The sequence below is a fragment of the Brevibacterium sp. CSND-B09 genome (assembly GCF_052906525.1).
The window spans coordinates 937854-961416 of record NZ_JBREGI010000001.1 but is presented as its reverse complement, the minus strand read 5'-3'; the positions used below and the strand labels follow the sequence as shown (position 1 = coordinate 961416).

Annotated in this window: 19 protein-coding genes; 14 read left to right on the top strand and 5 right to left on the bottom strand. The window is 66.4% G+C overall.

Features of this window, described 5'->3' with window-relative positions; translation table 11 throughout:
* Window positions 1-95: 95 nt before the first annotated feature.
* The 3 genes from gcl to ACU4IU_RS04625 all read left to right on the top strand — a co-directional run bounded on the left by gcl (window position 96) and on the right by ACU4IU_RS04625 (window position 4491).
* Complete coding sequence (gcl, locus tag ACU4IU_RS04635; RefSeq protein ID WP_446655978.1) at window positions 96-1889, top strand: glyoxylate carboligase; 1794 nt, start codon at window positions 96-98, stop codon at window positions 1887-1889.
* A 112-nt stretch (window positions 1890-2001) separates the two neighbouring features.
* Window positions 2002-3357: an allantoinase AllB gene (gene allB, locus ACU4IU_RS04630; protein WP_446655977.1), complete on the top strand. Its 1356-nt coding sequence runs from the start codon at window positions 2002-2004 to the stop codon at window positions 3355-3357.
* Between the two features lie 117 nt (window positions 3358-3474).
* Complete coding sequence (locus ACU4IU_RS04625) at window positions 3475-4491, top strand: DUF559 domain-containing protein (protein ID WP_446655976.1); 1017 nt, start codon at window positions 3475-3477, stop codon at window positions 4489-4491.
* Between the two features lie 90 nt (window positions 4492-4581).
* Here ACU4IU_RS04625 and bcp read toward each other — a convergent pair whose 3' ends face one another.
* Both bcp and ACU4IU_RS04615 read right to left on the bottom strand, forming a co-directional pair.
* Window positions 4582-5061: a thioredoxin-dependent thiol peroxidase gene (bcp, locus tag ACU4IU_RS04620; protein ID WP_446655975.1), complete on the bottom strand. Its 480-nt coding sequence runs from the start codon at window positions 5059-5061 to the stop codon at window positions 4582-4584.
* A complete protein-coding gene (locus ACU4IU_RS04615) occupies window positions 5058-6251 on the bottom strand; it encodes a glycerate kinase (RefSeq protein WP_446655974.1) in 1194 nt (397 codons plus the stop codon). The genes bcp and ACU4IU_RS04615 overlap by 4 nt, the downstream gene beginning before the upstream one ends.
* Window positions 6252-6450: 199 nt before the next feature.
* On the opposite strand from ACU4IU_RS04615, the gene uraD reads away from it, so the two are divergent.
* From uraD to aceE, 4 genes are all read left to right on the top strand, one after another.
* Window positions 6451-6942, top strand: a complete 492-nt coding sequence (gene uraD / locus ACU4IU_RS04610; protein WP_139469311.1) for a 2-oxo-4-hydroxy-4-carboxy-5-ureidoimidazoline decarboxylase — start codon at window positions 6451-6453, stop codon at window positions 6940-6942.
* Entirely contained in the window at window positions 6939-7262 is a 324-nt protein-coding gene (uraH, locus tag ACU4IU_RS04605; protein WP_446655973.1) for a hydroxyisourate hydrolase, read from the top strand. The genes uraD and uraH overlap by 4 nt, the downstream gene beginning before the upstream one ends.
* 155 nt (window positions 7263-7417) lie before the next feature.
* Window positions 7418-8302, top strand: coding sequence for a factor-independent urate hydroxylase (gene pucL / locus ACU4IU_RS04600; RefSeq protein WP_446655972.1), 885 nt, complete (start codon window positions 7418-7420; stop codon window positions 8300-8302).
* Between the two features lie 95 nt (window positions 8303-8397).
* Window positions 8398-11142, top strand: a complete 2745-nt coding sequence (aceE, locus tag ACU4IU_RS04595; protein ID WP_139907128.1) for a pyruvate dehydrogenase (acetyl-transferring), homodimeric type — start codon at window positions 8398-8400, stop codon at window positions 11140-11142.
* A gap of 25 nt (window positions 11143-11167) precedes the next feature.
* On the opposite strand, the gene ACU4IU_RS04590 is transcribed toward aceE, so the two are convergent.
* Complete coding sequence (locus ACU4IU_RS04590; RefSeq protein WP_139907129.1) at window positions 11168-11947, bottom strand: IclR family transcriptional regulator; 780 nt, start codon at window positions 11945-11947, stop codon at window positions 11168-11170.
* A 162-nt stretch (window positions 11948-12109) separates the two neighbouring features.
* Here ACU4IU_RS04590 and ACU4IU_RS04585 point away from each other — a divergent pair, with 162 nt between their 5' ends.
* The 3 genes from ACU4IU_RS04585 (at window position 12110) to ACU4IU_RS04575 (ending at window position 15765) form a co-directional block, all read left to right on the top strand.
* The gene (locus ACU4IU_RS04585) at window positions 12110-13489 is read left to right on the top strand and encodes a malic enzyme-like NAD(P)-binding protein (RefSeq protein ID WP_446655971.1); all 1380 of its coding nucleotides are present in this window, start codon (window positions 12110-12112) and stop codon (window positions 13487-13489) included.
* Window positions 13490-13598: 109 nt separating this feature from the next.
* Entirely contained in the window at window positions 13599-14906 is a 1308-nt protein-coding gene (locus ACU4IU_RS04580; RefSeq protein WP_446655970.1) for a DUF6986 family protein, read from the top strand.
* Window positions 14907-14940: 34 nt separating this feature from the next.
* Window positions 14941-15765: a bifunctional allantoicase/(S)-ureidoglycine aminohydrolase gene (locus ACU4IU_RS04575; protein ID WP_139469323.1), complete on the top strand. Its 825-nt coding sequence runs from the start codon at window positions 14941-14943 to the stop codon at window positions 15763-15765.
* 108 nt (window positions 15766-15873) lie between these two features.
* Here ACU4IU_RS04575 and ACU4IU_RS04570 read toward each other — a convergent pair whose 3' ends face one another.
* Window positions 15874-17349, bottom strand: coding sequence for a malate:quinone oxidoreductase (locus ACU4IU_RS04570; RefSeq protein WP_139469324.1), 1476 nt, complete (start codon window positions 17347-17349; stop codon window positions 15874-15876).
* Between the two features lie 214 nt (window positions 17350-17563).
* Here ACU4IU_RS04570 and ACU4IU_RS04565 point away from each other — a divergent pair, with 214 nt between their 5' ends.
* The 3 genes from ACU4IU_RS04565 (at window position 17564) to ACU4IU_RS04555 (ending at window position 21150) form a co-directional block, all read left to right on the top strand.
* Window positions 17564-18625: a pyridoxal phosphate-dependent aminotransferase gene (locus tag ACU4IU_RS04565; protein ID WP_139469326.1), complete on the top strand. Its 1062-nt coding sequence runs from the start codon at window positions 17564-17566 to the stop codon at window positions 18623-18625.
* 2 nt (window positions 18626-18627) lie between these two features.
* Window positions 18628-20034 carry an FAD-binding oxidoreductase gene (locus ACU4IU_RS04560; protein ID WP_446657575.1) on the top strand — a complete coding sequence of 469 codons (1407 nt, stop codon included), beginning with the start codon at window positions 18628-18630 and terminating at the stop codon, window positions 20032-20034.
* A 108-nt stretch (window positions 20035-20142) separates the two neighbouring features.
* Entirely contained in the window at window positions 20143-21150 is a 1008-nt protein-coding gene (locus ACU4IU_RS04555; RefSeq protein WP_446655969.1) for an isopenicillin N synthase family dioxygenase, read from the top strand.
* 9 nt (window positions 21151-21159) lie between these two features.
* Here ACU4IU_RS04555 and mmuM read toward each other — a convergent pair whose 3' ends face one another.
* Entirely contained in the window at window positions 21160-22095 is a 936-nt protein-coding gene (mmuM, locus tag ACU4IU_RS04550; RefSeq protein ID WP_446655968.1) for a homocysteine S-methyltransferase, read from the bottom strand.
* Between the two features lie 21 nt (window positions 22096-22116).
* Between mmuM and tgt the strand changes: the two genes are divergently transcribed.
* Entirely contained in the window at window positions 22117-23373 is a 1257-nt protein-coding gene (gene tgt / locus ACU4IU_RS04545) for a tRNA guanosine(34) transglycosylase Tgt (protein WP_446655967.1), read from the top strand.
* Window positions 23374-23563 lie beyond the last annotated feature (190 nt).

Here is a 23563-nt window from a genome sequence, read left to right as displayed (position 1 = left end):
GCGGGGTCGTCGGCCCAACGACACCGACGGTCCCGCCCAACCATGAACCGAGCCGGCGACAGCGTCGTCGCCGGCTCACGAACAAAGGACGAACAATGACACGTATGCGCGCAGTCGACGCCGTTGTGCTCATCCTCGAGAAGGAAGGTGCCACCGAGACCTTCGGGCTGCCGGGGGCGGCGATCAACCCGCTCTACTCGGCGATGAAGGCCCACGGCGGAATCCGCCACACCCTCGCCCGGCACGTCGAGGGAGCCTCCCACATGGCCGACGGATACACCCGTTCGGCACCGGGCAACATCGGAGTCTGCCTGGGCACCTCGGGCCCGGCAGGCACCGACATGATCACCGGCCTCTACGCCGCGGCCGCAGACTCCCAGCCGATCCTGTGCATCACCGGCCAGGCACCCGTCGCCGTGCTCGACAAGGAGGACTTCCAGGCCGTCGACATCGCCTCGATCGCGAAGCCCGTGACGAAGATGGCCAAGACGGTGCTCGAAGCCGGGCAGGTGCCCGGTGTCTTCCAGACCGCGTTCCAGCTCATGCGCTCTGCCCGTCCCGGACCCGTGCTCATCGACCTGCCCATCGACGTGCAGCAGACCGAGATCGAATTCGACATCGACACCTACGAACCGCTGGCCCCGGCGAAGCCCGCGGCCACCGCGACGCAGGCGGAGAAGATCCTCGACCTCATCGCCGAGGCGGAGCACCCGATCATCATCGCCGGCGGTGGAATCATCAACGCCGACGCCGCCGCCAGGCTCGTCGAATTCGCCGAACTCACCTCCATCCCGGTCTCGCCGACCCTCATGGGCTGGGGTGTGATCCCCGATGACCACCCGTTGGCCGCGGGCATGGTCGGAATCCAGACGCATGTGCGCTACGGCAATGCGTCCTTCCTCGAATCCGATCTCGTCATCGGCATCGGCAACCGCTGGGCCAATCGCCACACCGGGAATCTGGACGTGTACCGCAAGGGTCGGAAGTTCGTCCACATCGACATCGAACCCACCCAGATCGGACGCGTCTTCGCCCCCGACTACGGGGTCGCTTCCGACGCCGGAGCCGCCCTCGACGCACTGCTGGCTGCCGCACGCTCTCGGTCGGGCGGGCTGCCGGACTTCACCGGTTGGGCCGGCGAATGCACGGCACGGAAGTCGACCGAGCACCGGAAGACGAACTTCACCGAGGTGCCGATCAAACCCCAGCGTGTCTACCAGGAGATGAACCAGGCCTTCGGCCGCGACGTCACCTACGTCTCGACGATCGGGCTCAGCCAGATCGCCGGCGCCCAGATGCTGCACGTCTACCGACCTCGGCACTGGATCAACGCGGGACAGGCCGGGCCCCTGGGCTGGACCGGACCGGCCGCGCTCGGTGTGGCCAAGGGCAAGCCCGGCGAGACCGTCGTGGCGCTGTCGGGCGACTACGACTTCCAGTTCATGATCGAAGAGCTCGCCGTCGGAGCGCAGCACCAGATCCCCTATGTCCACGTCGTCGTCAACAACTCCTACCTCGGTCTCATCCGCCAGTCCCAGCGCGGGTTCGAGATGGACTACGAGGTGTCGCTGGCATTCGAGAACATCAACACCGCCGGTTCCGCATCGTCCGGTTACGGAGTCGACCATGTGGCCGTCGCCCAGGGGCTCGGGTGCAAGGCGCTGCGGGTCGAGGACCCCGAACTCATCGGCGAAGGCCTGCGCGTGGCCAAGGAGCTCATGGACGAACACCAGGTGCCCGTGGTCGTCGAGGTCATCCTCGAGCGCGTCACGAACATCTCGATGGGAACCGCCCTCGATCAGATCAACGAGTTCGAGACGCTCGCCCAGACCCTGGCCGACGCTCCGACGGCGCTGAGCCCGATGGGCGAACTGGCCGCAGCGAAATAGGCAGAGTCCAACCCGCCGGAGGGCTGGGCCGAACCGCCCGAGCCGAGTAGGCTAGAACGGTATACCGAAACTGAATCCACCGGCCCCCAGGGGCGGGCGACCGAGGAGGAACATGAGCAACGACGCCGACTTCGACCTGATCATCCATGCCGAGAAGGCTCTGCTGCCGGTGGGCATCGAACCGGTGACGATCGGGGTCAGGGACGGGAGGGTCGCCGAGATCGCCCGCGGTGGACAGGATCTGGGCACGGCCGCCTCGGCGGAGGTGAAAGTCATCGAGATCGCGGATGATCAGGTGCTGCTGCCCGGTCTCGTCGACTCCCACGTCCACGTCAACGATCCCGGTCGCGCCGAATGGGAGGGCTTCGCCAGCGCCACCCGCGCGGCCGCGGCCGGGGGAGTGACGACGATCGTCGACATGCCGCTGAACTCGCTGCCACCGACGGTCGACGTCGCAGCTCTGGAGACGAAACGGGCGGTCGCCGAGCCCAAGGCCTTCGTCGACGTCGGCTTCTGGGGCGGGGCGATCCCCGGCAACACCGCGGATCTGCGCCCCCTGCATGAGGCCGGCGTCTACGGGTTCAAATGCTTCCTCGAGGACTCCGGCGTCGAGGAGTTCCCGCCGCTGGAACCGGCGGAGATGACGGCGGACATGGCCGAGATCGCCTCCTTCGACGGAATGCTCATCGTCCATGCCGAGGATCACGAGGTGATGACCTCGGCACCGAAGAACTCGGGTCCGAGGTTCGCTGACTTCCTCGCCACGCGCCCCCGCGAGGCCGAGAACGTCGCGATCGCTCGCGTCATCGACGCTGCTCGGGAGACCGGTGCCCGGGCGCACATCCTGCACCTGTCCTCGGCGGATGCGCTCGATCAGATCGCTGCGGCCAAGGCTGAAGGGGTCAAGCTCACCGTCGAGACCTGCCCGCACTACCTCGTCTTCACTGCCGAGGAGATCCCGGACGGGGCGACGACACACAAGTGCTGCCCGCCGATCCGCGAGGAATCGAACCGGGAGGCGCTGTGGCGGGGCCTCATCGACGGCACGATCGACTGCATCGTCTCCGACCATTCGCCCTCGACGGCCGAGCTCAAGCTGCTCGACACGGGCGACTTCGGTGCGGCGTGGGGTGGGATCTCGTCGCTGCAGCTGGGACTCTCGCTCGTGTGGACCGAAGCCGCGAAGCGCGGAATCGAGCTCGCCGAGGTGGTCCGTTGGATGTCCGCGGCACCGGCGGCCGTGGCTCGGGTCGAAGGCAAGGGTTCGATCGCCGAAGGCAATGACGCGGACTTCGCCGTCTTCGCCCCCGACGACGAGTGGACCGTGCGGGCGACGGAGCTCTGGCATCGCAACCAGATCAGCGCGTACGACACCCGCACCGTCCGCGGGCAGGTCACGCAGACGGTGCTGCGCGGGGCCCCGGTCGACTTCGAGACCCCGGGAGGCCGCCTCCTCAAAGCCCGCTGATTTACTACCTGACGGCGGCCGTGCCACCTCGCGCGAGGTGGCACGGCCGCCGTCAGGTAGTTGTGGGGAGAAGTTATCCACAGATTGCTCTCGGTTATTGTCTTTTGAAGGTCAAGAGTGCAGTTTGGTGTCATGTACTTAAGTATGACGACGCAGAAGCTCTATCGGCTCGGGTTCACCAAAGACGAGATTCGGCGCGGGGAGAAGTGCTGCCTCGAACGCGTAGCGCGAGGACGATATGTGGCCACCGGCTCCTGCACGGACGCGCGACATGAGCCGATCTGGTCGGCACTGAGTGAAGAGGACTTCGAGGAGTTCGGCCACCACGGCGACATGCGTGATGAGATCGAGCGTCTTCGCGTACTCATCCGGACTCGTGCTGAGAAGATCCACACCGCTTCTGGACGGTGGCGAGTGACGAAGGGGCGTGAGGTCTTCTCGCATCTGTCGGCGGCGCTCATCCACGGCCTCCCGATCGCCTATCCGGCCGAGTCCAGGGTGGAGGTGCTGCGTCCCAACATCAGCCGCAAGTACAAGCACCTATATGTCCGGGACAGAGAAGTTCCGTCACCACATCGCCAGATGGTCGGCATCTATGCGGTGACGACGATGGAACGGACGCTCATCGACGTCGCCCGCGACTACGGACCCGATATGTCGGTGCCGATGCTCGACGAGGTGATCCGCCGACGCCGCACCGCGCGATTCCGCATCGAGGCGGTGCTGGCCGAATGCCCCGAACTACGCGGGGACGCGGCGGTGCTGCGCGCCCTCGACCTCACTGATGGCAGGCGCGAAGCCCCGTCGGAGTCGATCGCAGCAGTGCGCTTCTTCGAACACGGAATCATCGGCTTCGAACCGCAAGTCGAATTCTTCGACCACTCCGGAGGCGTTGTCGCCCGAGTCGACTTCTGCAATCACGATGCCCGTCTGATCATCGAGATCGACGGCATGGAGAAGTACACGATGAAGGTACGTTCGCCGGAAGAGAGCATCGCCGCGGAGAAGGCGCGTCAGGCCGCACTCGAAGCCAGGGGGTACACGATCATCCGGCTCACATACGGCGATCTCTTCCGCGCGGCTCCGTTCGAGCGGATCCTCGGAGAGCTCGCCACCCGTCTGCGCACGAACTGAGTGCCCGGAAGCGCTCCCAGACGCAGGTGGCGGCGGCGGTGCCACCTCGCGCGAGGTGGCACCGCCGCCGCCAGGTAGTAACTAGGGGGGTCAGGCGTTGAGCTTTTCGCGGAGGCGGGCCACGTGGCCGCGGGCGTCGACGTTGTACTCGGCGTGGGTGAGCGTGCCGTCGGCGCCGATGACGAAGGTCGAGCGCTGGGTGCCCTGGAACGTGTGCTCGCCGACCGTCTTCTGTCCATAGCTGCCGTAGGCCTTCGCCACTGCAGCGCCAGGGTCGGAGAGCAGCGAGAAGGTCAGCCCCTCCTCGGCGGCGAACTCCTTGAGCGATTCGGTGTCATCGGGGGAGACCCCGAGGACCTCGAAGCCGGCGGCCGCCAGCGCCGAGAGGTTGTCCCGGAAGTCGCAGGCCTCCGTCGTGCACCCCGGCGATGCGGCCTTCGGGTAGAAGTAGAGGATGACGCTGCGGCCGGCATAGTCGGCCTTCGACACCGTCCGCCCCTCGGCGTCGGTGAGCGTGAAGTCGGGAGCGATGTCTCCGACGGTGAGCTGAGTCTGAGTGGTCGTGGTCATGGTGCGTCCTTTCGTCGTTGAAATGGTGCGTCCGGCGGTGCGCTGAGTGCGCACGCCTGTGCGGCCGTGTCCTCGATGAGCGCTTCGGCGCGCTCGGACAGGGTGGTGAGGTCCGCCGGTCCCGGTGCGATCGACAGCGCCGCCGTGATCCCGGCATCCCGGCATTCCGCGGCGGTCAGGCCGACCCGACCGGCGATGACGATCACCCTCGCCGAGGCGGGGGCATGGTCCCGCACGGCCGCGACGACCTTCCCACCCAAGGATTGGGAATCGAAGGATCCCTCTCCCGTGAGTACGAAATCGGCGTCGGCCAGAGCCTCGGACAGTTCCACGGCCTCGGCGACCATCGTCGATCCGGGAACCACCTCGGCGCCGAGCATCGTCGTCAGCGCCAACGGAATCCCGCCGGCAGCCCCGAATCCCGGAGTCGCCGCCAGGTCTTTCGCCTCGGCAGAGGTGCCGGTGAGCACCTCGGCCAAGTGGGCGAGTCCGGAATCGAGCACGGCCACCGAGTCCGCGTCCGCCCCTTTCTGCGGACCGAAGACCGCAGCGGCCCCGCGGGGCCCGGTGAGGGGATTGTCGACGTCGACGGCGATGCGCCACCGCACGGCCGTCGCCCGCCGGTCCAGCCCCGAGGTGTCGACCGCAGCGATCGCGGCCAGGCCGCTTCCGCCCGGCGCGACCGGCCGACCTGCGGCATCGGTGAAACGGGCGCCGAGGGCGGCCAGTATTCCGGTCCCGCCGTCCGTGCTCGCCGAGCCGCCGATGCACAGCAGGATCTCCTCGACGCCGAGGTCGAGCGCCGCGGTCGCGATGAGCCCGACGCCGAAGGTATCGGCGCGTTCGGGCTGCAGCTCCACGTCCGAGACCTGAGGCAGGCCATTGGCTTGGGCCGCCTCGATGACCGCGGTCTTTCCGTCGGGGGAGAGGCTGAAGTCCGCCGAGGTGGTCCTGCCCAGGGCATCGACCGTGTCGACGGTGCGCGGCCGGGTTCCCCACACGGCGAGCAGGGCGTCGAGCGTGCCCTCCCCGCCGTCGGCGAAGGGCAGTTCGGTGACTCGTGCGCCGGGGAAGACTGCTCGAGCTCCGCGGGCCATGGCGGCTGCGGCGGCCGGAGCGGAGGCCGAACCCTTGAATGAGTCAGGGGCGCAGACGATTGACGGGGTCTGATCTGTCGTTGTCAGGCTCATGCACTCATTCAACCTCATCGTCGATGGCCGGGTGTGCGGCGGTTGCCACACGAACAGTATCCACTATACGGAAGAAAGTTTCCACAAAAATGTGTGAGCAATTTGACATTGCCGATGACGCCCAGCAGACTCGGAGCAGTTGTTCGGAAATGGTATTCCGAACGGTGAAAGTCATTCAGCGCCTGCCAAGGAGGTCACCGTGGACCTGGCCGAGTTCAACCGACTCCCAGCCGATGATGCCCGCGGAATTCTGCGTCCCTGCCTCGACGTCGACCGGTGGATCGACGCGATCGTCGACGCCCGCCCCCTGGCCGACCTCGACTCCGCCGAGGCGGCGTCCCGCGCCGCCGCACCGCTGACCACCGCCGAGATCGACGCGGCGATGTCCCATCATCCGCGCATCGGTGAGAAGGCGAAGGGTGACAGCGCCGAGGCGGCCCATTCGAGCCGTGAACAGGCCGGACTCGGCACCTTGGAAGCAGACGTGCAGTCCCAGCTGGCCGCGGGCAACGCCGCCTACGAAGACCGCTTCGACCGCGTCTTCCTCATCCGCGCCGCCGGTCGCACCCCTGAGGAGATCCTCTCCGAACTGCAGCGCCGCATGGACAACACCGACGAGGATGAGACCGCCGAGGTCGGGCAGCAGCTCATCCAGATCGCCGAACTGAGACTCGAAGGGATCCTCTCATGAGCTTCATCACCGCCCACGCGCTCGACTCCATGGTCGGCACCCCCGCCGCCGACCTCGAGGTCACTCTCTACTCCGGGACCGAGACCATCGTCTCGGCCCGCACCGACGACAACGGGCGAGTCTCCGACTTCGGCCCCGACCACCTCGAGCCGGGGGACTACCGGATCGTCTTCGGCACCGGCGACTACTTCGCGGCCAGGGAGATCGATCACTTCCACCCCGTGGTCACCATCGACTTCACCGTCCAGGCCGGGCAGGAGCACTATCACATTCCCCTGCTGCTCAGCCCCTTCGCCTACAGCACCTATCGCGGCAGCTGAGCCGCGCCCGCAATCGCTCACAGGGGAAGCAGGCCCCCTGCAGGATCGCCATCCTCAACAAACCGCCGAAGCTGACCGGTCCCTGCCGGCAGGCCTCGCCAATCGAATGGTCACGGCGTGTGCAGGTGCGCACGCCGACGAACTGGAGGAAGAAAATGAGCAAGGTCCGACTGACATCGAACCAGTACGGCAAGGCAGAGAACCGACTCATGCGGGTCTACCGCGACACCGACCGCCACGAGATCCGCGATCTCAATGTCACCTCACAGCTGTGGGGCGACTTCGAGACCGCTCACACCGAGGGCGACAACGAGCATGTCGTCGCCACCGACACCCAGAAGAACACGGTCTTCGCGAAGGCCAAGGAGCTGGGCGTGAGCTCCCCCGAACAGTTCCTCATGGGCCTGGCCGACCATTTCACCTCGAGTTTCGACTGGGTCACCGGCGGACGCTGGGAGGCCGAAGAATACGGCTGGGACCGGATCAACGACCACAAGCACTCGTTCTACAAGTCCGCACCCGAAGTCCGCACTGTCGTCTTCACCCGTGACGGCGACAAGGACACGCTGATCTCCGGCTTCAACGGACTCACCGTGCTCAAGACCACGGAGTCGGGCTTCGTCGGCTACCCGAAGGACAAGTACACGACCTTGCCGGAGACCCAGGACCGGATCCTCGCGACCGATATCGCCACCCGGTGGATCTACAACACCACCGACCTCGACTTCGAAGCCGTGTACACCAAGGTCAAGGAGATCATCCTCGACTCCTTCACCGATCACTTCTCCCACGCCCTGCAGCACACGCTGTACCAGATGGGCGAGAAGGTCATCGAGGCCGTGCCGGAGATCGACGAGATCCGCTTCTCCTGCCCGAACAAGCACCACTTCCTCTATGACATCGAACGTTTCGGGCTCGAGAACCCGAACGAGGTCTTCATCGTCGCCGACCGCCCATACGGCCTCATCGAAGCCACCTTCACCCGTGAAGGCGTCGACGAGAACAAGGACGCATGGGCACAGGTCGCCGGCTTCTGCTGAGATCTGAACATCACCTGCTGAGACAGGACTTTCCATCTCCGGGCTCCCGGGGTACTGTTCCGGGAGCCCGGACCCCGTGAGAAGGAAACCCCGATATGACACAGGACACAACCTCGGCGAGTCCGAGGGGAAACGTCGACGAAGAGGTCGATGAATGGATCGAGTCCTGGGAAGGGCTCGTCGACGCGCGCGGAACCCAGCGCGCGGGCGAGATCATGGAGGCGCTGCGTGCACGCGCGGCCACGAACTCCGTCGCCCAGCCCAAGGTCACCACCACTGACTACGTCAACACCATCCCCGTTGACCAGGAACCGTTCTATCCCGGCGAGGAGAAGGTCGAGCGCCGCTTCCGCAGATGGCTGCGGTGGAACGCCGCCATGCTCGTCCATCGGGCGCAGCGGCCCGAGATCTCCGTGGGCGGGCACATCTCCACCTACGCCGGCGCCGCCACGCTCTACGAAATCGGATTCAACAACTTCTTCCGCGGTCAGGACCACCCCGGCGGTGGCGATCAGGTCTTCTTCCAGGGCCATGCCTCACCGGGAATGTACGCCAGGGCGTTCCTCGAGGGCCGCCTGACCGAGGCCGACCTCGACGGGTTCCGGCAGGAGGTCTCGCGTGCCCCGCACGGACTGAGCTCGTATCCGCACCCACGGCTGATGCCGGAGTTCTGGCAGTTCCCGACCGTGTCGATGGGTCTTGGCCCGATCAACGCTATCTACCAGGCGCAGATGAACCGCTACCTCCACAACCGCGGCATCTCCGACACCTCGGATCAGCGGGTGTGGGCGTTCCTCGGCGACGGCGAGATGGACGAACCCGAATCGCGCGGCGCCCTGCAGCTGGCCGCGAACGAAGGGCTGGACAACCTCACCTTCGTCATCAACTGCAACCTCCAGCGTCTCGACGGACCCGTGCGCGGAAACGGCAAGATCGTCCAGGAGCTCGAGGCGACCTTCACCGGCGCCGGCTGGGACGTCATCAAGGTGCTGTGGGGCCGCGAATGGGACGACCTGCTGGCCAAGGACCGCACCGGCGACCTCGTGAAGATCATGAACGAGACCCTCGACGGTGACTACCAGACCTTCAAGGCCGAGTCCGGCGGATTCATCCGCGACAACTTCTTCGGCCGCACACCTGCGACGAAGGGGCTCGTCGACCACCTGTCCGACGACGACATCTGGAACCTCAAGCGCGGCGGCCACGATTATCACAAGGTCTTCGCCGCCTACCAGAAGGCCGTGAACACCAAGGGCAAGCCGACCGTCATCCTCGTGCAGACCGTCAAGGGCTACGGCCTGGGCACGACGTTCGAGTCCCGCAACGCCACGCACCAGATGAAGAAGTTCACCGCCGACGACGTCAAGGCCTTCCGCGATCGGATGGACATTCCGATCAGCGACAAGGTCATCGACGAGGACCCGTACGCGGTGCCCTACTACCACCCGGGCAAGGATTCCGAAGAGATCCAGTACATGCTCGACCGTCGGCGTCAGCTCGGCGGATTCCTGCCGGCACGCAAACCCGAGCACAACAAGATCACCCTGCCCGCGCCCAGCGACAAGGCGTTCGCACAGACGAAGAAGGGCTCGGGGCAGCAGATGGCCGCCTCGACGATGGCCTTCGTCCGGCTGCTCAAGGACCTCATGCGAGAGAAGGGGCTGGGCGAGCGGATCGTGCCCATCATCCCCGATGAGGCCCGCACCTTCGGCATCGACGCGTTCTTCCCGACCGCGAAGATCTACAACCCGAACGGGCAGAACTACCTCGCCGTCGACCGCGAGATGTTCCTCTCGTACAAGGAGGCCACCAGCGGTCAGCTCCTCCACGTGGGCATCAACGAGGCCGGTGCCGCGGCCGGATTCACCGCCGCGGGAACCGCGTACTCCACCCACGGCGAACCGATGATCCCGATCTACGTGTTCTACTCGATGTTCGGGTTCCAGCGCACCGGTGACGCCTTCTGGGCCGCCGGCGACCAGATGACCCGCGGGTTCATCATCGGCGCCACCGCCGGACGCACGACCCTGACTGGTGAGGGCCTGCAGCACGCCGACGGACATTCCCCGGTGCTCGCGGCCACGAACCCGGCCGTGCGCGTCTTTGATCCGGCCTTCGGCTATGAGATCGGGCACATCGTCCGCGACGGTCTGCATCGCATGTACGGAGAGCACGACCTCGGCGAGGACGAGCGCAACGTCATGTACTACCTCACCGTGTACAACGAGCCGATGCTCCAGCCGGCCGAACCGGAAGACGTCGACGTCGAGGGCATCCTCAAGGGCATCCACCGCGTCGCCGAGGCGGCCCCCGGCGACCGTCCGCAAGCGCAGCTGCTCGCCTCCGGTGTGGCCGTGCCCTGGGCTCTCGAGGCCCGGGACCTGCTCGCCGCCGACTGGGGCGTCGATGCCGCCGTGTGGTCAGTGACCTCATGGGCGCAGCTGCGCCGCGACGGCCTCGAATGCGAAGCCGCGGAGCTCAGCGCCGCCGACGGCACCGAGTCGGCCGACCGCGTCCCGTACGTGCGTCAGAAGCTGGAGGGTCAGCCTGGCCCGATCGTGGCCACGAGCGACTTCGACTCCACCCAGCCGGATCTCATTCGGCCGTACCTGGACCACGATTTCGCGACGCTCGGCGCCGACGGGTTCGGCTTCTCCGACACCCGCGCCGCCGCGCGCAGGCACTTCAAGATCGACGCGCACTCGATGGTCGTGCGCACCCTGCAGCTGCTTGCCAAGCGCGGTGAGATCGACGGATCCATTCCCGCCGAGGCGGCTCGACGTTATCGTCTGAACGACGTCAACGCCGGCACCTCGGGAACGGCCGGCGGAGACTCCTGACCCGGTCCGGGAGCTGAAGCCAGAGTCAGCGGCCGCTCTGCATCTCTGCGGAGATGCGGGCGGCCGCGTCTTTGAGCAGGGGCACGGCGCGATCGGCGAACGACTGGTCGACGCGGCTGATCGGACCCGATACGGAGATCGCCAAAGGAGCGGGGGAGTCCGGGATGGCCATGGCGAAGCAGCGCACGCCGAGCTCCTGCTCCTGCTCGTCGATGGCATAGCCGCGCTCACGGATGCGGCCCAGCTCGGCCTCGAGGTCTTCGATCGTCCCGATGCTGTATTCCGTGGGGGTGGGCATTCCGGCGGTGGCTGCGATATGCCGGACCTGCTCGGACTCGAGCCCCGCGAGAATGGCCTTGCCGACCCCGGTGGCGTGCATATGGGCACGGCGTCCCACCTCGGTGAACATCCTCATCTGGCGTTCGGAGGCGACCTGATCGACGTAGACGACCATGTCTCCGTCCATCGTTGCCACGTTTGCCGACTCCCCGAGCTCGGCGACGAGCTCGCGCAGATAGGGGCGGGCGACGGCACCGAGCTGGGAGCCGGCGATATCGCCGAGTCGCACCAGCCCGGGTCCGAGCGCATAGCCGCGGTCGGGCAGCTGTCGGACCACACCGAGGTTGACCAGGGTGTTGAGCAGGCGATGGATCGTCGGCAGGGGCAGATTGACGTCCGCGGCGATATGGCTCAGCGTCGCCGATCCTGCGGAGTTCGCGATGCACTCAAGCAGTCCGAACGCGCGTTCGACGGACTGCACGCCGCCCTTGGACTGGCGGATCGCCGGGGTGTCCTTGCTGCTCATCGATGTTCCTTAATCTGTGGTGAGTCTCGGCAGTGAAACTCCGTTCAGTCTAGTCCCGAAATGGAAGAAACTTTCCGAATCCACTGACACCGTCTAGTATTTCCACTAGGCAAAAGTTACTATCCATAATACGGAAACTCGATATCAAGGAGGATATTGCCCATGGTCGCCACCAGCCCCGGATACTCCATCACTCTGCGCGTCGGCACCCAGGTCGGTCAGGCCTCGACCTCCGACCTCGTCGCCGCGGCCGCCGCCACCGGCGCGTCAGTCACCGCCCTCGACGTCGTCGAGTCCACTCCGCACTCGGTCATCATCGACGTCAGCGCCGATACCCGCGACGTCGCCCATGCCGACGAAGTCTCCGATGCGCTGGGTGCCCTGCCCGGAGTCGACGTCCACAAGGTGTCGGACCGGACCTTCCTGCTCCACCTCGGCGGCAAGCTCGAATCCACCCCGAAGGTGCCCCTGCGCAACCGCGACGACCTCTCCCGCGCCTACACCCCGGGTGTGGCCCGTGTGTGCAAGGCGATCGCTGAGAACAAAGAGGATGCACGTCGGCTGACGATCAAACGCAACACCGTCGCCGTGGTCACCGACGGGACCGCGGTGCTCGGCCTCGGCGATATCGGCCCCGAAGCGGCCATGCCGGTGATGGAGGGCAAGGCCGTGCTGTTCAAGCAGTTCGCCGATGTCGACGCGTGGCCGGTGGCCCTCGACACGAAGGACACCGAGGAGATCATCTCCATCTGCAAGGCCATCGCACCGGCCTACGGCGGAATCAACCTCGAAGACATCGCTGCCCCGCGCTGCTTCGAGATTGAGGCCCGGCTGCGCGAGGAGCTCGACATCCCCGTCTTCCACGATGACCAGCACGGCACCGGCGTCGTCACCCTCGCCGCGCTGAAGAACGCGCTCAAGGTCGTCGACAAGAAGATCGAGGACCTGCGCATCGTCGTCTCCGGAGTCGGCGCGGCCGGCAACGCCATCATCCGCCTCCTCCAGGTCGCCGGTGCCGCGAACATCATCGCCTGCGGCCGCGATGGGGCGATCGGCCCGGGCTCGACGGTCGACACCGACCACAAGAAGTGGCTGCAGGCGAATACGAACCCCGAGGGCTTCTCCGGCACCCTCAAGGAAGCCGTCGTCGGCGCCGACGCGTTCATCGGCGTCTCCGCCCCGAATGTGCTCGACGGTGACGATATCGCGGCGATGAACAAGGACGCGCTGGTCTTCGCCATGGCCAATCCCGACCCCGAGGTGGACCCCGCCGAGGCGGCGAAACACGCAGCCGTCGTGGCCACCGGCCGCAGCGACTTCCCGAATCAGATCAACAATGTGCTCGCGTTCCCCGGAATCTTCCGCGGACTCCTCGACGCCGAAGCCCGCGACGTGGATGAGAACATCATGGTCGCCGCCGCCGATGCCATCGCCTCGTGCATCCCCGAGGACGAACTCCACCCCGGCTACGTGATCCCCTCCGTGTTCGATCCCGAAGTCGCGAAGAAGGTCGCCGAGGCGGTCGCCCGGGTCTCGTCCTGAAACCCCAGAGAGCCTTGTGTGCCTGGGGACGGAGAATGAGAGACAATGAGGCCAGGTCAGGCATCGCCGCCTCGCCGTCGAACCCCGTGCAGAGAAAGAGAATGTGAAAGTGGAACGATCAACACTCGCCGATATCGACTCACTGCTGGGAGACACGGACGAGCTACTGGCGACCGCGTACCCCGGTGATCGTGACGTCCGCCAGCCAGTGCACACCGTGTACGTGCCCGGACACCGCACGAATGCGGACCTGCCGTACCAGTGGGGGCAGCAGGCGCTCGAATGCGTCGAGGCCCACGGCGGAATGCTGCAGCTGGCCGAACGCGTCATCACCGCAGCCCGGAAGGAATCCGGTCCCGCGATCCCTGGCCAGGTGCCCAGCATCCACCAGGTGGCGCGGGAGGCCGAACTCCTCGCCGAGGCGGTCACCGCGAAGCTCGAACGTGAGCCGATCGAGGACCTGCGTCTGGACTTCGAAGACGGATTCGGCGACCAGGGGGATGAGACCGAGGATCGGTGGGTCGTCCAGGCCGCCCGCGATGCGGTGGCCGGCCGCGCGGAGAAGGCAGCCCCCGGCTTCGTCGGCATCCGGTTCAAATGCATGGAGTCAGCGACCCGGGAACGCGGTCTGCGCACTCTCGACCTGTTCCTCTCCGAACTCATCAAGGCAGGCGGCAGACTGCCGGAGAATCTCGTGCTCACCCTCCCGAAGGTCAGCACCGTCGATCAGGTCCGGGCGATGGTGCTCGCCGCGCGAGCGCTGGAAGCCGAGCACAGCCTCGGTGAAGGGACTATCACTTTCGAGATCCAGGTCGAGACCCCGCAGCTCGTCCTCGCCGCCGATGGCACCGTGCCGCTGGCGACAGCGCTGCAGGCCGGGGCCGGGCGCGTGACCTCGCTGCACTATGGAACCTATGACTATTCGGCGTCGATGGGAGTGGCCGCGGCTTACCAGGCGATGGACCATCCGGTCGCGGATTTCGCGAAGAACCAGATGATGCTCGCCGTCGCGGGCACCGGAGTCCACCTCTCCGACGGGTCGACGAACATCCTCCCGCTCGGCGAGCCGGCGGAGGTCCACCACGCGTGGGCGCTGCACGCCGGCCTCGTCCGCCGCCATCTCAAACGAGGGATCTACCAGGGCTGGGACCTGCACCCGCACCAGCTGCCGACCAGGTTCCTGGCGACCTTCGCCTTCTACCGCGAAGGCGGGCCACGGGCGGCTCAGCGGCTGCACGACTACGTGTTCAAGGCGGATTCGACGGTCCTCGACGAACCCGCGACCGCGAAGGCGCTCGCCCGCTACCTCGACCGGGGGCTCGTCTGCGGAGCCCACACCGAGGAGTTCGTGACCTCGCGGACGAATCTCAGCCTCACCCAGCTCGGGCAGCTCGCCCGCACCGGCTCGCTCGACTGAGCCCACTGACCACCGACCGAAGGAGACACCGTCCATGACGACGACCGACCCGTACACCTACTGGGCACCGACCGGCGGCCACCCGCCGCAGTCCGATCTGCTCACCGACCGTGCACTCGTCACCGAGGCCTATACGGTCATTCCGCGCGGAGTGATGCGCGATATCGTCACTTCGAATCTGCCCGAGTGGACCGGGACCCGGTCGTGGGTGCTGAGCAAGCCCGTGGCCGGGGGAGCGGTGACGTTCTCGCAGACGATCCTCGAAGTCGCACCCGGCGGCGGCTCGCAGGCCCCGGAACCGCAGCCCGAGGTCGAAGGGTTCCTCTTCGTCATGGCCGGAACGCTCGAGGTCACCCATGAGGGCACCGCGCACACGCTGACTCCAGGTGGGTTCGCGTTCCTGCCCGCCGGATCGACGTGGTCGGCGACGTCCACCGGCACCGAGGCGGCCCGCTTCCACTGGGTGCGCAAACGCTACCAGCCCGTGGCGGGGCTGACCCCTGAGGCGAAGTTCGGCAACGAGGCCGATGTCGAACCGTCGCCGATGCCCGGAACCGACGGACGCTGGCGCACAACCCGCCCGCTCGACCCGGACGACCTCGCCTACGACATGCACGTCAACATCGTCACCTTCGAAGCCGGAGCGGTCATCCCGTTCGCGGAGACGCATGAGATGGAGCACGGCCTCTATGTGCTCGAGGGCAAGGCCGTCTACCGTCTCAACGGCGACTGGGTCGAGGTGCAAGAGGGCGACTTCATCTCCATGCGCGCCTTCTGCCCGCAGGCCTGCTATGCCGGAGGGCCCGGACGCTTCCGCTACCTGCTGTACAAGGACGTCAACCGCCAGGTCGAGCTCTGAGGTTCTCGACGCTCCGAACTCCTGAGGGGACGTAAGAAGCGGCTGGCCGGAAAGGATTCCGGCCAGCCGCTTCTCCTGTATGTCAGTCGCCTGAGTGCGTCAGTCCACTCAGATGAGCTGCAGGGTCCGCGAGGTGTACTCGGAGACCTCCTTGAGCAGCGTCTCGTCATCGACGAGGTCGCGGCCGAGCGAGGGGATCATGTCCTTGAAGCTCTTCTCCCAGCCGGCGAACTCGCGGGGGAAGCAGGTCTTGAGCAGTTCGATCATGATCGGCACCGCGGTCGAGGCACCCGGTGAAGCACCGAGCAGGGTCGCCAGCGAACCGTCGGCGGACGAGATGAGTTCGGTGCCGAACTGGAGGACGCCGCCCTTCTTCGGATCCTTCTTCATCACCTGCACGCGCTGACCGGCCTGGATGAGTTCCCAGTCGGCGGGGTCGACGGAGGGGATGAAGGTCTGCAGGGCCTCGAAGCGTGCCTTCTTCGTTGCGGCGAGCTCACCGAGGAGGTACGTGACAAGATCCGTGTTGTCCTTAGCGACATTGAGCATCGTGCCGATGTTGTTTCCGCGCACGGACAGCGGCAGATCGGTGAAGCGGCCTTTCTTGAGGAACTTCGGCGAGAAGCCGGCGTAGGGACCGAACATCAGGTAGTCCTGGCCGTCGACGACACGGGTGTCGAGGTGCGGCACCGACATCGGGGGAGCATCCTGAGCGGCCTGGCCGTACACCTTCGCCTGGTGGCGGGCGACGAGATCCTGGTTCGCGGTGCGCAGGAAGTAGCCGGAGACCGGGAAGCCGCCGTAGCCGCGTCCCTCCGGGATGCCGGACTTCTGCAGCAGCGGCAGTGCACCGCCGCCGGCGCCGACGAAGACGAACTTCGCGCCCACCTGGTGGGTCTCGTGCGAGAGCAGATCCTTCACGGTGAGAGTCCAGCCGTCGGAGGAACGGTCGAGGTCGGTGACCTGGTGGCTGGTGCGCACGGTCGCGCCCTTGGCGGCGACGTAGCTGAGCAGCTGAGACGACAGAGAGCCGAAGTCGACGTCGGTGCCCTGCTTGATGCGCGAGATGCCGTTGACCTGACCGGGACCACGGCCGGAGAACATCAGCGGCAGCCATTCGGCCTGAGTGTCCGCGTCCTCGGTGTATTCCATGTCCGCGAACAGCGGATTGCGCACCATCGTCTCGTAGCGGTTCTTGATGTAGTCACGTCCCTTGTCGCCGCGTCCGTAGCTGACGTGGGCGATGGGATTGATGAAGGTCGTCGGATCGGTGATGACACCGGTGTCGACGAGGTGCGACCAGTACTGGCGCGAGTGGTGGAACTGCTGGTTGATGTTCGAGGCCTTCTCCAGGTCGATCTGACCGTTGGAGTCCTCGGGGGTGTAGTTGAGTTCGCAGAGTGCGGCGTGGCCGGTCCCGGCGTTGTTCCAGGGGTCGGAGCTCTCTGTTGCCACATAGTCGAGCTTCTCGTAGACACGGATGTCCCAATCGGGCTGAAGTTCGGTCAGCATGGCGCCCAGAGTGGCGCTCATGATGCCGCCGCCGATCAAGACGACGTCGACTTTTTCCTGCGGTGAGGGCATTTGGACTCTCATTCCTCGTCTCTGACTACATGTATTCGTCTCTCAGGGTACTCTCCGGCATCGGCCCACCTGTAACCCGGGAGGAGGGAACGAAGCGTCGCGAGAGCATTCTCACAGCGGATGGACGTCCGCCCTGCTCGCCTTTATCCGACCATTCGGACGCTTTGGCAAGACAGTCTGTGTTGCCCGCCACAAGATATGCAACTATGGGCACATGTCCAAACGTTTCCAGCTCCGTGACGCGCTCGCCGAATTCCCTCCCTACGTTCCCGGCAAGCCTCCCGTCGCATCCCCCGGCCTGACCCCGTACAAACTGTCGTCGAACGAGAACCACCTGCCGCCGCTGCCGGGTGTCGTCGAATCGGCGGCATCCGCCTCGGCGATTCCGGGGAACTACCCCGATCCCACCGCAGCCGCGCTCGTGGCCGATATCGCCTCCCACCTCGATGTCGAACCCGCCGAGGTGGTCCCCGGCGCCGGGGCCTCCGAGGTCCTCACGGCGCTGACGAACATCACCCTCGAAGCGGGCACGTCCGTGGTCTATCCGTGGCCGTCGTTCGAGATGTACCCGATCCTCGCCTCGGCGCGGGGCGCGGAGAAGCGCCCCGTCGACCTCCTGGAAGACGGTCGGCACGACTTCGCCGGGCTGGCCGCGGCGATCGATGACACGACCCGCCTCGTGCTGCTGTGCTCGCCGAACAATCCGACCGGTCCGACGATCACCGATGCCGAACTCGAGGGATTCCTCGCCGAGGTGCCCGAGTCCGTCATCGTCGTCCTCGACGAGGCGTACCTCGAATTCGCCACCGAGGCGGCCGACTCCCTCGCCGCTCGCGCCAAGCACCCGAATCTCGTGCTCGCCCGCACCTTCTCGAAGGCGCACGGCCTGGCAGGTCTGCGCGTGGGCTACGGCATCGCCGACGCCGAGATCGCCTCGGCGATGCGCCAGGTCATCGCCCCGTTCTCCGTCACCGCCGGTGCCCAGGCCGCCGCCCGGGAATCCCTGGCACGCGTCGACGAGGTGGCCGTGCGCGCCAAGGAAGTCGCCGCGGTGCGCGACCGGTTCGCTCACGATCTGCGGGAGCTGGGTCTGTCCGTGCCCGATGCTCAGGGCAACTATGTGTGGATCGCGCTCGACCCCGAGGCGGCCGTCGCCTTCGAAGGCGAGTGCGCGAAGCAGGCCGTGGCCGTGCGTCGTCTGCAGGGCGGTGTGCGTGTGAGCATCGGACCCGATGAGGCTCTCGAGCGCGTGCTCAAGGTCGCCGCGTCGCTGTGACGATGAGTGCGGAGACGACGGTGGGCACGGACCTGGACGGACTTGCGGCCGAGCTGAGCGCAGGCGCCCTGGTCACCGATCGGGATGTCATCGGCTCCTATTCGGCGGATAAGGCCCTGTTCTGTCCGGTGGGGACCGCCTCGGCGCTCGTGCGAGCTGCCGACGTCGATGATGTGGTCGCGGTGATGCGCTTCGCCACCGCGCATCGGATCCCGGTGGTCACTCAGGGTGCCAGGACGGGTTTGTCGGGGGCGGCGAACGCCACCGACGGGGCGCTCCTGCTCAACGTCGCGAAGCTGAACGCGATCGTCGACATCGACGAGGTGAACCAGACCTGCCGTGTCCAGCCCGGTGTCATCAACCAAGATCTCAAATCGGCTCTGGCCGAGCACGGTCTGTCGTATCCGCCGGATCCGGGGTCGGTGGCGATCTCCACGATCGGCGGGAACGTCGCGACGAACGCCGGTGGCATGTGCTGTGTGAAGTACGGGGTGACGCGAGACTACGTGCGCGGTCTGACCGTGGTCCTCGCCGATGGGACAGTGACCCGGTTGGGTCGGCAGACGGCGAAGGGTGTGGCCGGTCTCGATCTGGCGGGTCTGTTCGTCGGGTCCGAGGGGACTCTGGGAGTCATCGTCGAGATCACCCTCGGGCTCAGACCTCTGTTGGCTCCGCCGGTGACCGGTGTCGGGATCTTCCCGGACTTGGAATCGGCCGGGCATACGGTCTCTGAGTTCATGGCTTCCGGGGCGGCCCCGTCGATGCTCGAGCTCATGGACGGCGGCACCGTTGGCATGATCAATGCCTATGGTGATTTCGGGCTGCCCGACGGGGCCGGTGCGCTGTTGTTGGTGCAGTCGGATGCTCCGGGGCAGGCCGGTGTGACCGAGCTGGAATCGTTCGAGGCGATCGCCAGAGCGCAGGGTGCCGATGAGGTGTTCTTCTCCGATGATCCGGCGGATTCGGAGATGTTGGTCGCGGCTCGTCGGGCGGTGTCTCCGGCGATGGAGAAGTACGTGTCGGGGCTTGGTGGGGGAGAGCTCATCGATGATGTGTGCGTTCCTCGGTCCCGCCTCGGCGAGTTCTTCGCCAGGTTGGATGAGATCGCGGCCCGGCATTCGGTGGAGGTGTCCACGGCCGGGCATGCCGGGGATGGGAATATGCATCCGAGTGTGCTCTTCGATGCCCAGGATGAGGCGAGTGTGGCCGAGGCGAAGGAGACGTTCGCTGAGATCATGCAGCTGGGTCTCGATTTGGGTGGGACGATCACGGGTGAGCATGGGGTCGGGTATCTGAAGAAGGACTGGCTGGTGCGCGAACTCGATGCGGGTGCGCGGGCGCTGCAGACCTCGATCAAGGCGGCGGTGGATCCGTTGGGGATCCTCAACCCGGGCAAGATGCTCGGCTGATTCTCCTCTTCATGTCTCGGAATGTGACGGTTCGCGACCGACTGTGACCGGTCGCGGCCGGCCCCGTCAGGGCGCGGCCTAAGGTGCTGGGAAAAGAGAGGAATCCCCATGACGCTCACCCAGCTGCCTGTTCTCGACCTCAGCCTCGCCGATGACCCCGCGACCGCCGAACAGTTCCGCGAGGACCTGCGTCGCGTCACTCACGAGATCGGCTTCTTCTACCTCACCGGCCACGGCATCCCCGACGCCGAATTCAGCCGCATCATCGATGTCGCCCAGAACTTCTTCGCACTGCCCGAGGACGAGAAGCTCGCGATCGAGAACACGAACTCCCCGCACTTCCGCGGCTACACCCGCACCGGCGGCGAACGCACCCAGGGCCGCGTGGATTGGCGCGAGCAGATCGACATCGGCCCCGAACGCGCACCCGTGGCCGAACCGGTCAACGACTTCGACCATCTCACCGGACCCAACCAGTACCCGGAATCGCTGCCCGAGCTGCGGGAGGCCACGGACTCCTGGCATGCGCAGCTGAGCGAGGTCGGAGCCAGGCTGCTGGAGCAGTGGGCGCTGAGTCTCGGCCAGGACGCCGATCACTTCGCGTCCGCGTTCGCCGAGGACGCCGCCTCCTTCATCAAGATCGTCCGCTACCCCGAAGCCGAATCGGAAACGGTGACCCAGGGTGTGGGCGAACACCGCGACGGCGGCACACTCACCCTGCTCTACCCGCAGTCGGGCACGACGGGCCTGCAGGTGCTCACCGACGACGGCTGGATCGACGCCGACCCGATCGAGAACGCCTTCGTCGTCAACATCGGCAAACTCCTCGAAGTCGCCACGAACGGCTACCTCAAGGCCACCGTCCACCGGGTCCTGCCGACCGGTCCCGGCCAGAACCGCATCTCCATCCCATTCTTCTATAACCCGGCGCTCAGTGCCCGCCTGCCCGAGGTCGCACTGCCCGACGAACTCGCCGCCGAGGCCCGCGGGGTCACCGACGACGAACGCGACGCCCTCCACGCCGTCTATGGGGAGAACGCCTTCCTCTCCCGACTGCGCTCCCACCCGAACGTCGCCGAGAAGTACTATCCGGAGCTCGTCGGCGCTCAGGGGTGAGGGATCCCTTCAGCGGCTGGTCCGCTCCGACAGCTCTGCGATGTCGTCGGGACGGACCCGGCAGCAGCCGCCGATGATCCGTGCGCCGAGGTGGGTCCACTCCGCCACCGGCCACGACCCGACGCCGGGCTCCGCGCCGTCGTGCCACGTCAGAGTGTCCGCGTCGTAGGTTTCGCCCGAGTTCGGGTAAGCGATGAGCGGCAGGTCTGTGTGCTTGGACAGTTCGCTCAGCGCCGGGGTCACGAGGGACGGGCGAACGCAGTTGACCCCGATCGCATTCACGCTCGCCGAGGCGGCCACCACCTCGGCGAGGTCCGCCAGGGTGCTGCCGTCGGGCATGGTCGGGGCGGTCGTGTCCGTGGTGCCCTGTAGAGTCACGGTCACCCAAGCCGGAAGGCCGATGTCCTCGGCCAGAGCGATGAGGGCGCGGATCTCATCGAGGCGCGGTTGGGTTTCGATGGCGAGCAGGTCCGCACCCGCCTCGGCGAGGGCTTCGATGCGCGGACGATGGAAGGCGGTGTAATCCTCAGGACTCCGGTGATAGCTTCCCGTGTACTCGGCGCCGTCGCCGAGCGCCGCCCCATACGGGCCGACGGACCCTGCGACGAGGATACTTGTGCCTGGTGCGGCACAGCGATCTGCCGCAGCGCGCGCGATGCGCACGCTGTCGCCGGTGATCCGGCTGCCCTCCTCGGCGCTGATTCCCGCCGCGGCGAACCCGAGCGGCGTCGCCTGGTAGCTCGCGGTCGTGAGTATCCGGGCTCCGGCGTTCGCGAAGGCGGTGTGCACGGCGCGCAGGGTGTCGGGGTCACGGCGGATGAGCTCGGCCGACCACAGTGCGTGGTCGAGGTCGATGCCGCGGTCCTCGGCGGCACTGCCCAGCCCGCCGTCGATGACGATGGGGGCGGCCGCCTCGGCGAGGGTGAGCATCTGGGGGAACGTCATGGACTTAGTTAAGCTTGTCTGGTGACTACAGACGAAACTCCGGCAGCATCCGAGACCGCCCCCATCAACGACCGATCGCAGTTCGGCTTCGAGGTGGGCACCCGCATGGACACGGGCGGACGCACCGGAGTCATCCGCACCCCGCACGGCGACATCCAGACCCCCGCATTCATTCCCGTCGGCACGAAGGCCACGGTCAAGGCCGTGCGCCCCGACGAGGTCGCCGAACTCGGCGGTCAGGCGGTGCTCTCGAACGCCTACCACCTCTACCTGCAGCCGGGATCGGACCTCATCGACGAGGCCGGCGGGCTGGGGAAATTCATGAACTGGCCCGGACCCACCTTCACCGACTCCGGCGGATTCCAGGTGATGAGTCTCGGCTCGGGGTTCAAGAAGGTCATCTCGATGGAGTCGACGGGGGAGCAGAACGACGAGCTCGTCGCCGTCGGCAAGGAACGGCTGTCGAACGTCGACGATGACGGGGTCACGTTCAAGTCCCACCTCGACGGATCGATGCACCGGTTCACGCCGGAGATCTCGATGCGGGTGCAGCACGAACTCGGCGCCGACATCATGTTCGCCTTCGATGAGCTGACCACGCTGGTGAACACCCGCGGCTACCAGGAGGAATCGCTCGAGCGGACCCGGCTGTGGGCGATCCGCTGCATCGAAGAGCACTTCCGCCTCACCGAGGAGCGGTCGCACCGGCCCTACCAGGCACTGTTCGGGGTGCTGCAGGGCGCGCAGTACGAAGACCTGCGGCGCAAGGCCGCCCGCGACCTGGGCGCGATGGACTTCGACGGCTTCGGCATCGGCGGGGCACTGGAGAAGGAGAACCTCGGCATCATCATCCGCTGGGTGTGCGAGGAGCTGCCGGAGAACAAGCCGCGGCACCTGCTCGGCATCTCCGAACCCGACGACCTGTTCGAAGCGATCAAGACCGGCGCGGACACCTTCGACTGCGTCTCGCCCTCCCGCGTGGCCCGCAACGCCGCGATCTACACCCGCGACGGCCGGTACAACCTCTCCGGCGCGAAGTACCGCCGCGACTTCGGCCCGCTCGATCCCGACTGCACGTGCTACACGTGCCAGAACTACTCACGGGCGTACCTGAGGCACCTGTACAAGGCGAAGGAGATGCTCTTCTCCACCCTGTGCACCATCCACAACGAGCACTTCGTCGTCTCGCTCGTCGCCGAGATCCGCCAGGCCATGATCGACGGCCGCTTCGACGAGCTCGAAACCGAGGTCCTCGGCCGCTACTACGCGAAGAAGTAGCAGCGCTTCCGGCGGTCGCTGCGGTCGCCCGCCGGCCCGTACCGGTCAGTCATCGACTTCTGATCAGCACATCGAGTTCTATCCCGATGACCTGATCAGAAGTCGATGTCGGCCAGGGACAAAACTCGATGACACTCGCCGACAACCGCTTTCCGTTCGGGGCCAGCCGTTGTGCGTCCGGTGCATCAGT

What these genes read in the sequence shown, in the direction of transcription:
- gcl (WP_446655978.1), top strand. Translation starts at nt 96, where the DNA reads ATGACACGTATGCGCGCAGTCGACGCCGTTGTGCTCATCCTCGAGAAG.
- allB (WP_446655977.1), top strand. Translation starts at nt 2,002, where the DNA reads ATGAGCAACGACGCCGACTTCGACCTGATCATCCATGCCGAGAAGGCT.
- bcp (WP_446655975.1), bottom strand. Translation starts at nt 5,061, where the DNA reads ATGACCACGACCACTCAGACTCAGCTCACCGTCGGAGACATCGCTCCC.
- ACU4IU_RS04615 (WP_446655974.1), bottom strand. Translation starts at nt 6,251, where the DNA reads ATGAGCCTGACAACGACAGATCAGACCCCGTCAATCGTCTGCGCCCCT.
- uraH (WP_446655973.1), top strand. Translation starts at nt 6,939, where the DNA reads ATGAGCTTCATCACCGCCCACGCGCTCGACTCCATGGTCGGCACCCCC.
- pucL (WP_446655972.1), top strand. Translation starts at nt 7,418, where the DNA reads ATGAGCAAGGTCCGACTGACATCGAACCAGTACGGCAAGGCAGAGAAC.
- aceE (WP_139907128.1), top strand. Translation starts at nt 8,398, where the DNA reads ATGACACAGGACACAACCTCGGCGAGTCCGAGGGGAAACGTCGACGAA.
- ACU4IU_RS04590 (WP_139907129.1), bottom strand. Translation starts at nt 11,947, where the DNA reads ATGAGCAGCAAGGACACCCCGGCGATCCGCCAGTCCAAGGGCGGCGTG.
- ACU4IU_RS04585 (WP_446655971.1), top strand. Translation starts at nt 12,110, where the DNA reads ATGGTCGCCACCAGCCCCGGATACTCCATCACTCTGCGCGTCGGCACC.
- ACU4IU_RS04575 (WP_139469323.1), top strand. Translation starts at nt 14,941, where the DNA reads ATGACGACGACCGACCCGTACACCTACTGGGCACCGACCGGCGGCCAC.
- ACU4IU_RS04570 (WP_139469324.1), bottom strand. Translation starts at nt 17,349, where the DNA reads ATGCCCTCACCGCAGGAAAAAGTCGACGTCGTCTTGATCGGCGGCGGC.
- ACU4IU_RS04565 (WP_139469326.1), top strand. Translation starts at nt 17,564, where the DNA reads ATGTCCAAACGTTTCCAGCTCCGTGACGCGCTCGCCGAATTCCCTCCC.
- ACU4IU_RS04560 (WP_446657575.1), top strand. Translation starts at nt 18,628, where the DNA reads ATGAGTGCGGAGACGACGGTGGGCACGGACCTGGACGGACTTGCGGCC.
- ACU4IU_RS04555 (WP_446655969.1), top strand. Translation starts at nt 20,143, where the DNA reads ATGACGCTCACCCAGCTGCCTGTTCTCGACCTCAGCCTCGCCGATGAC.
- mmuM (WP_446655968.1), bottom strand. Translation starts at nt 22,095, where the DNA reads ATGACGTTCCCCCAGATGCTCACCCTCGCCGAGGCGGCCGCCCCCATC.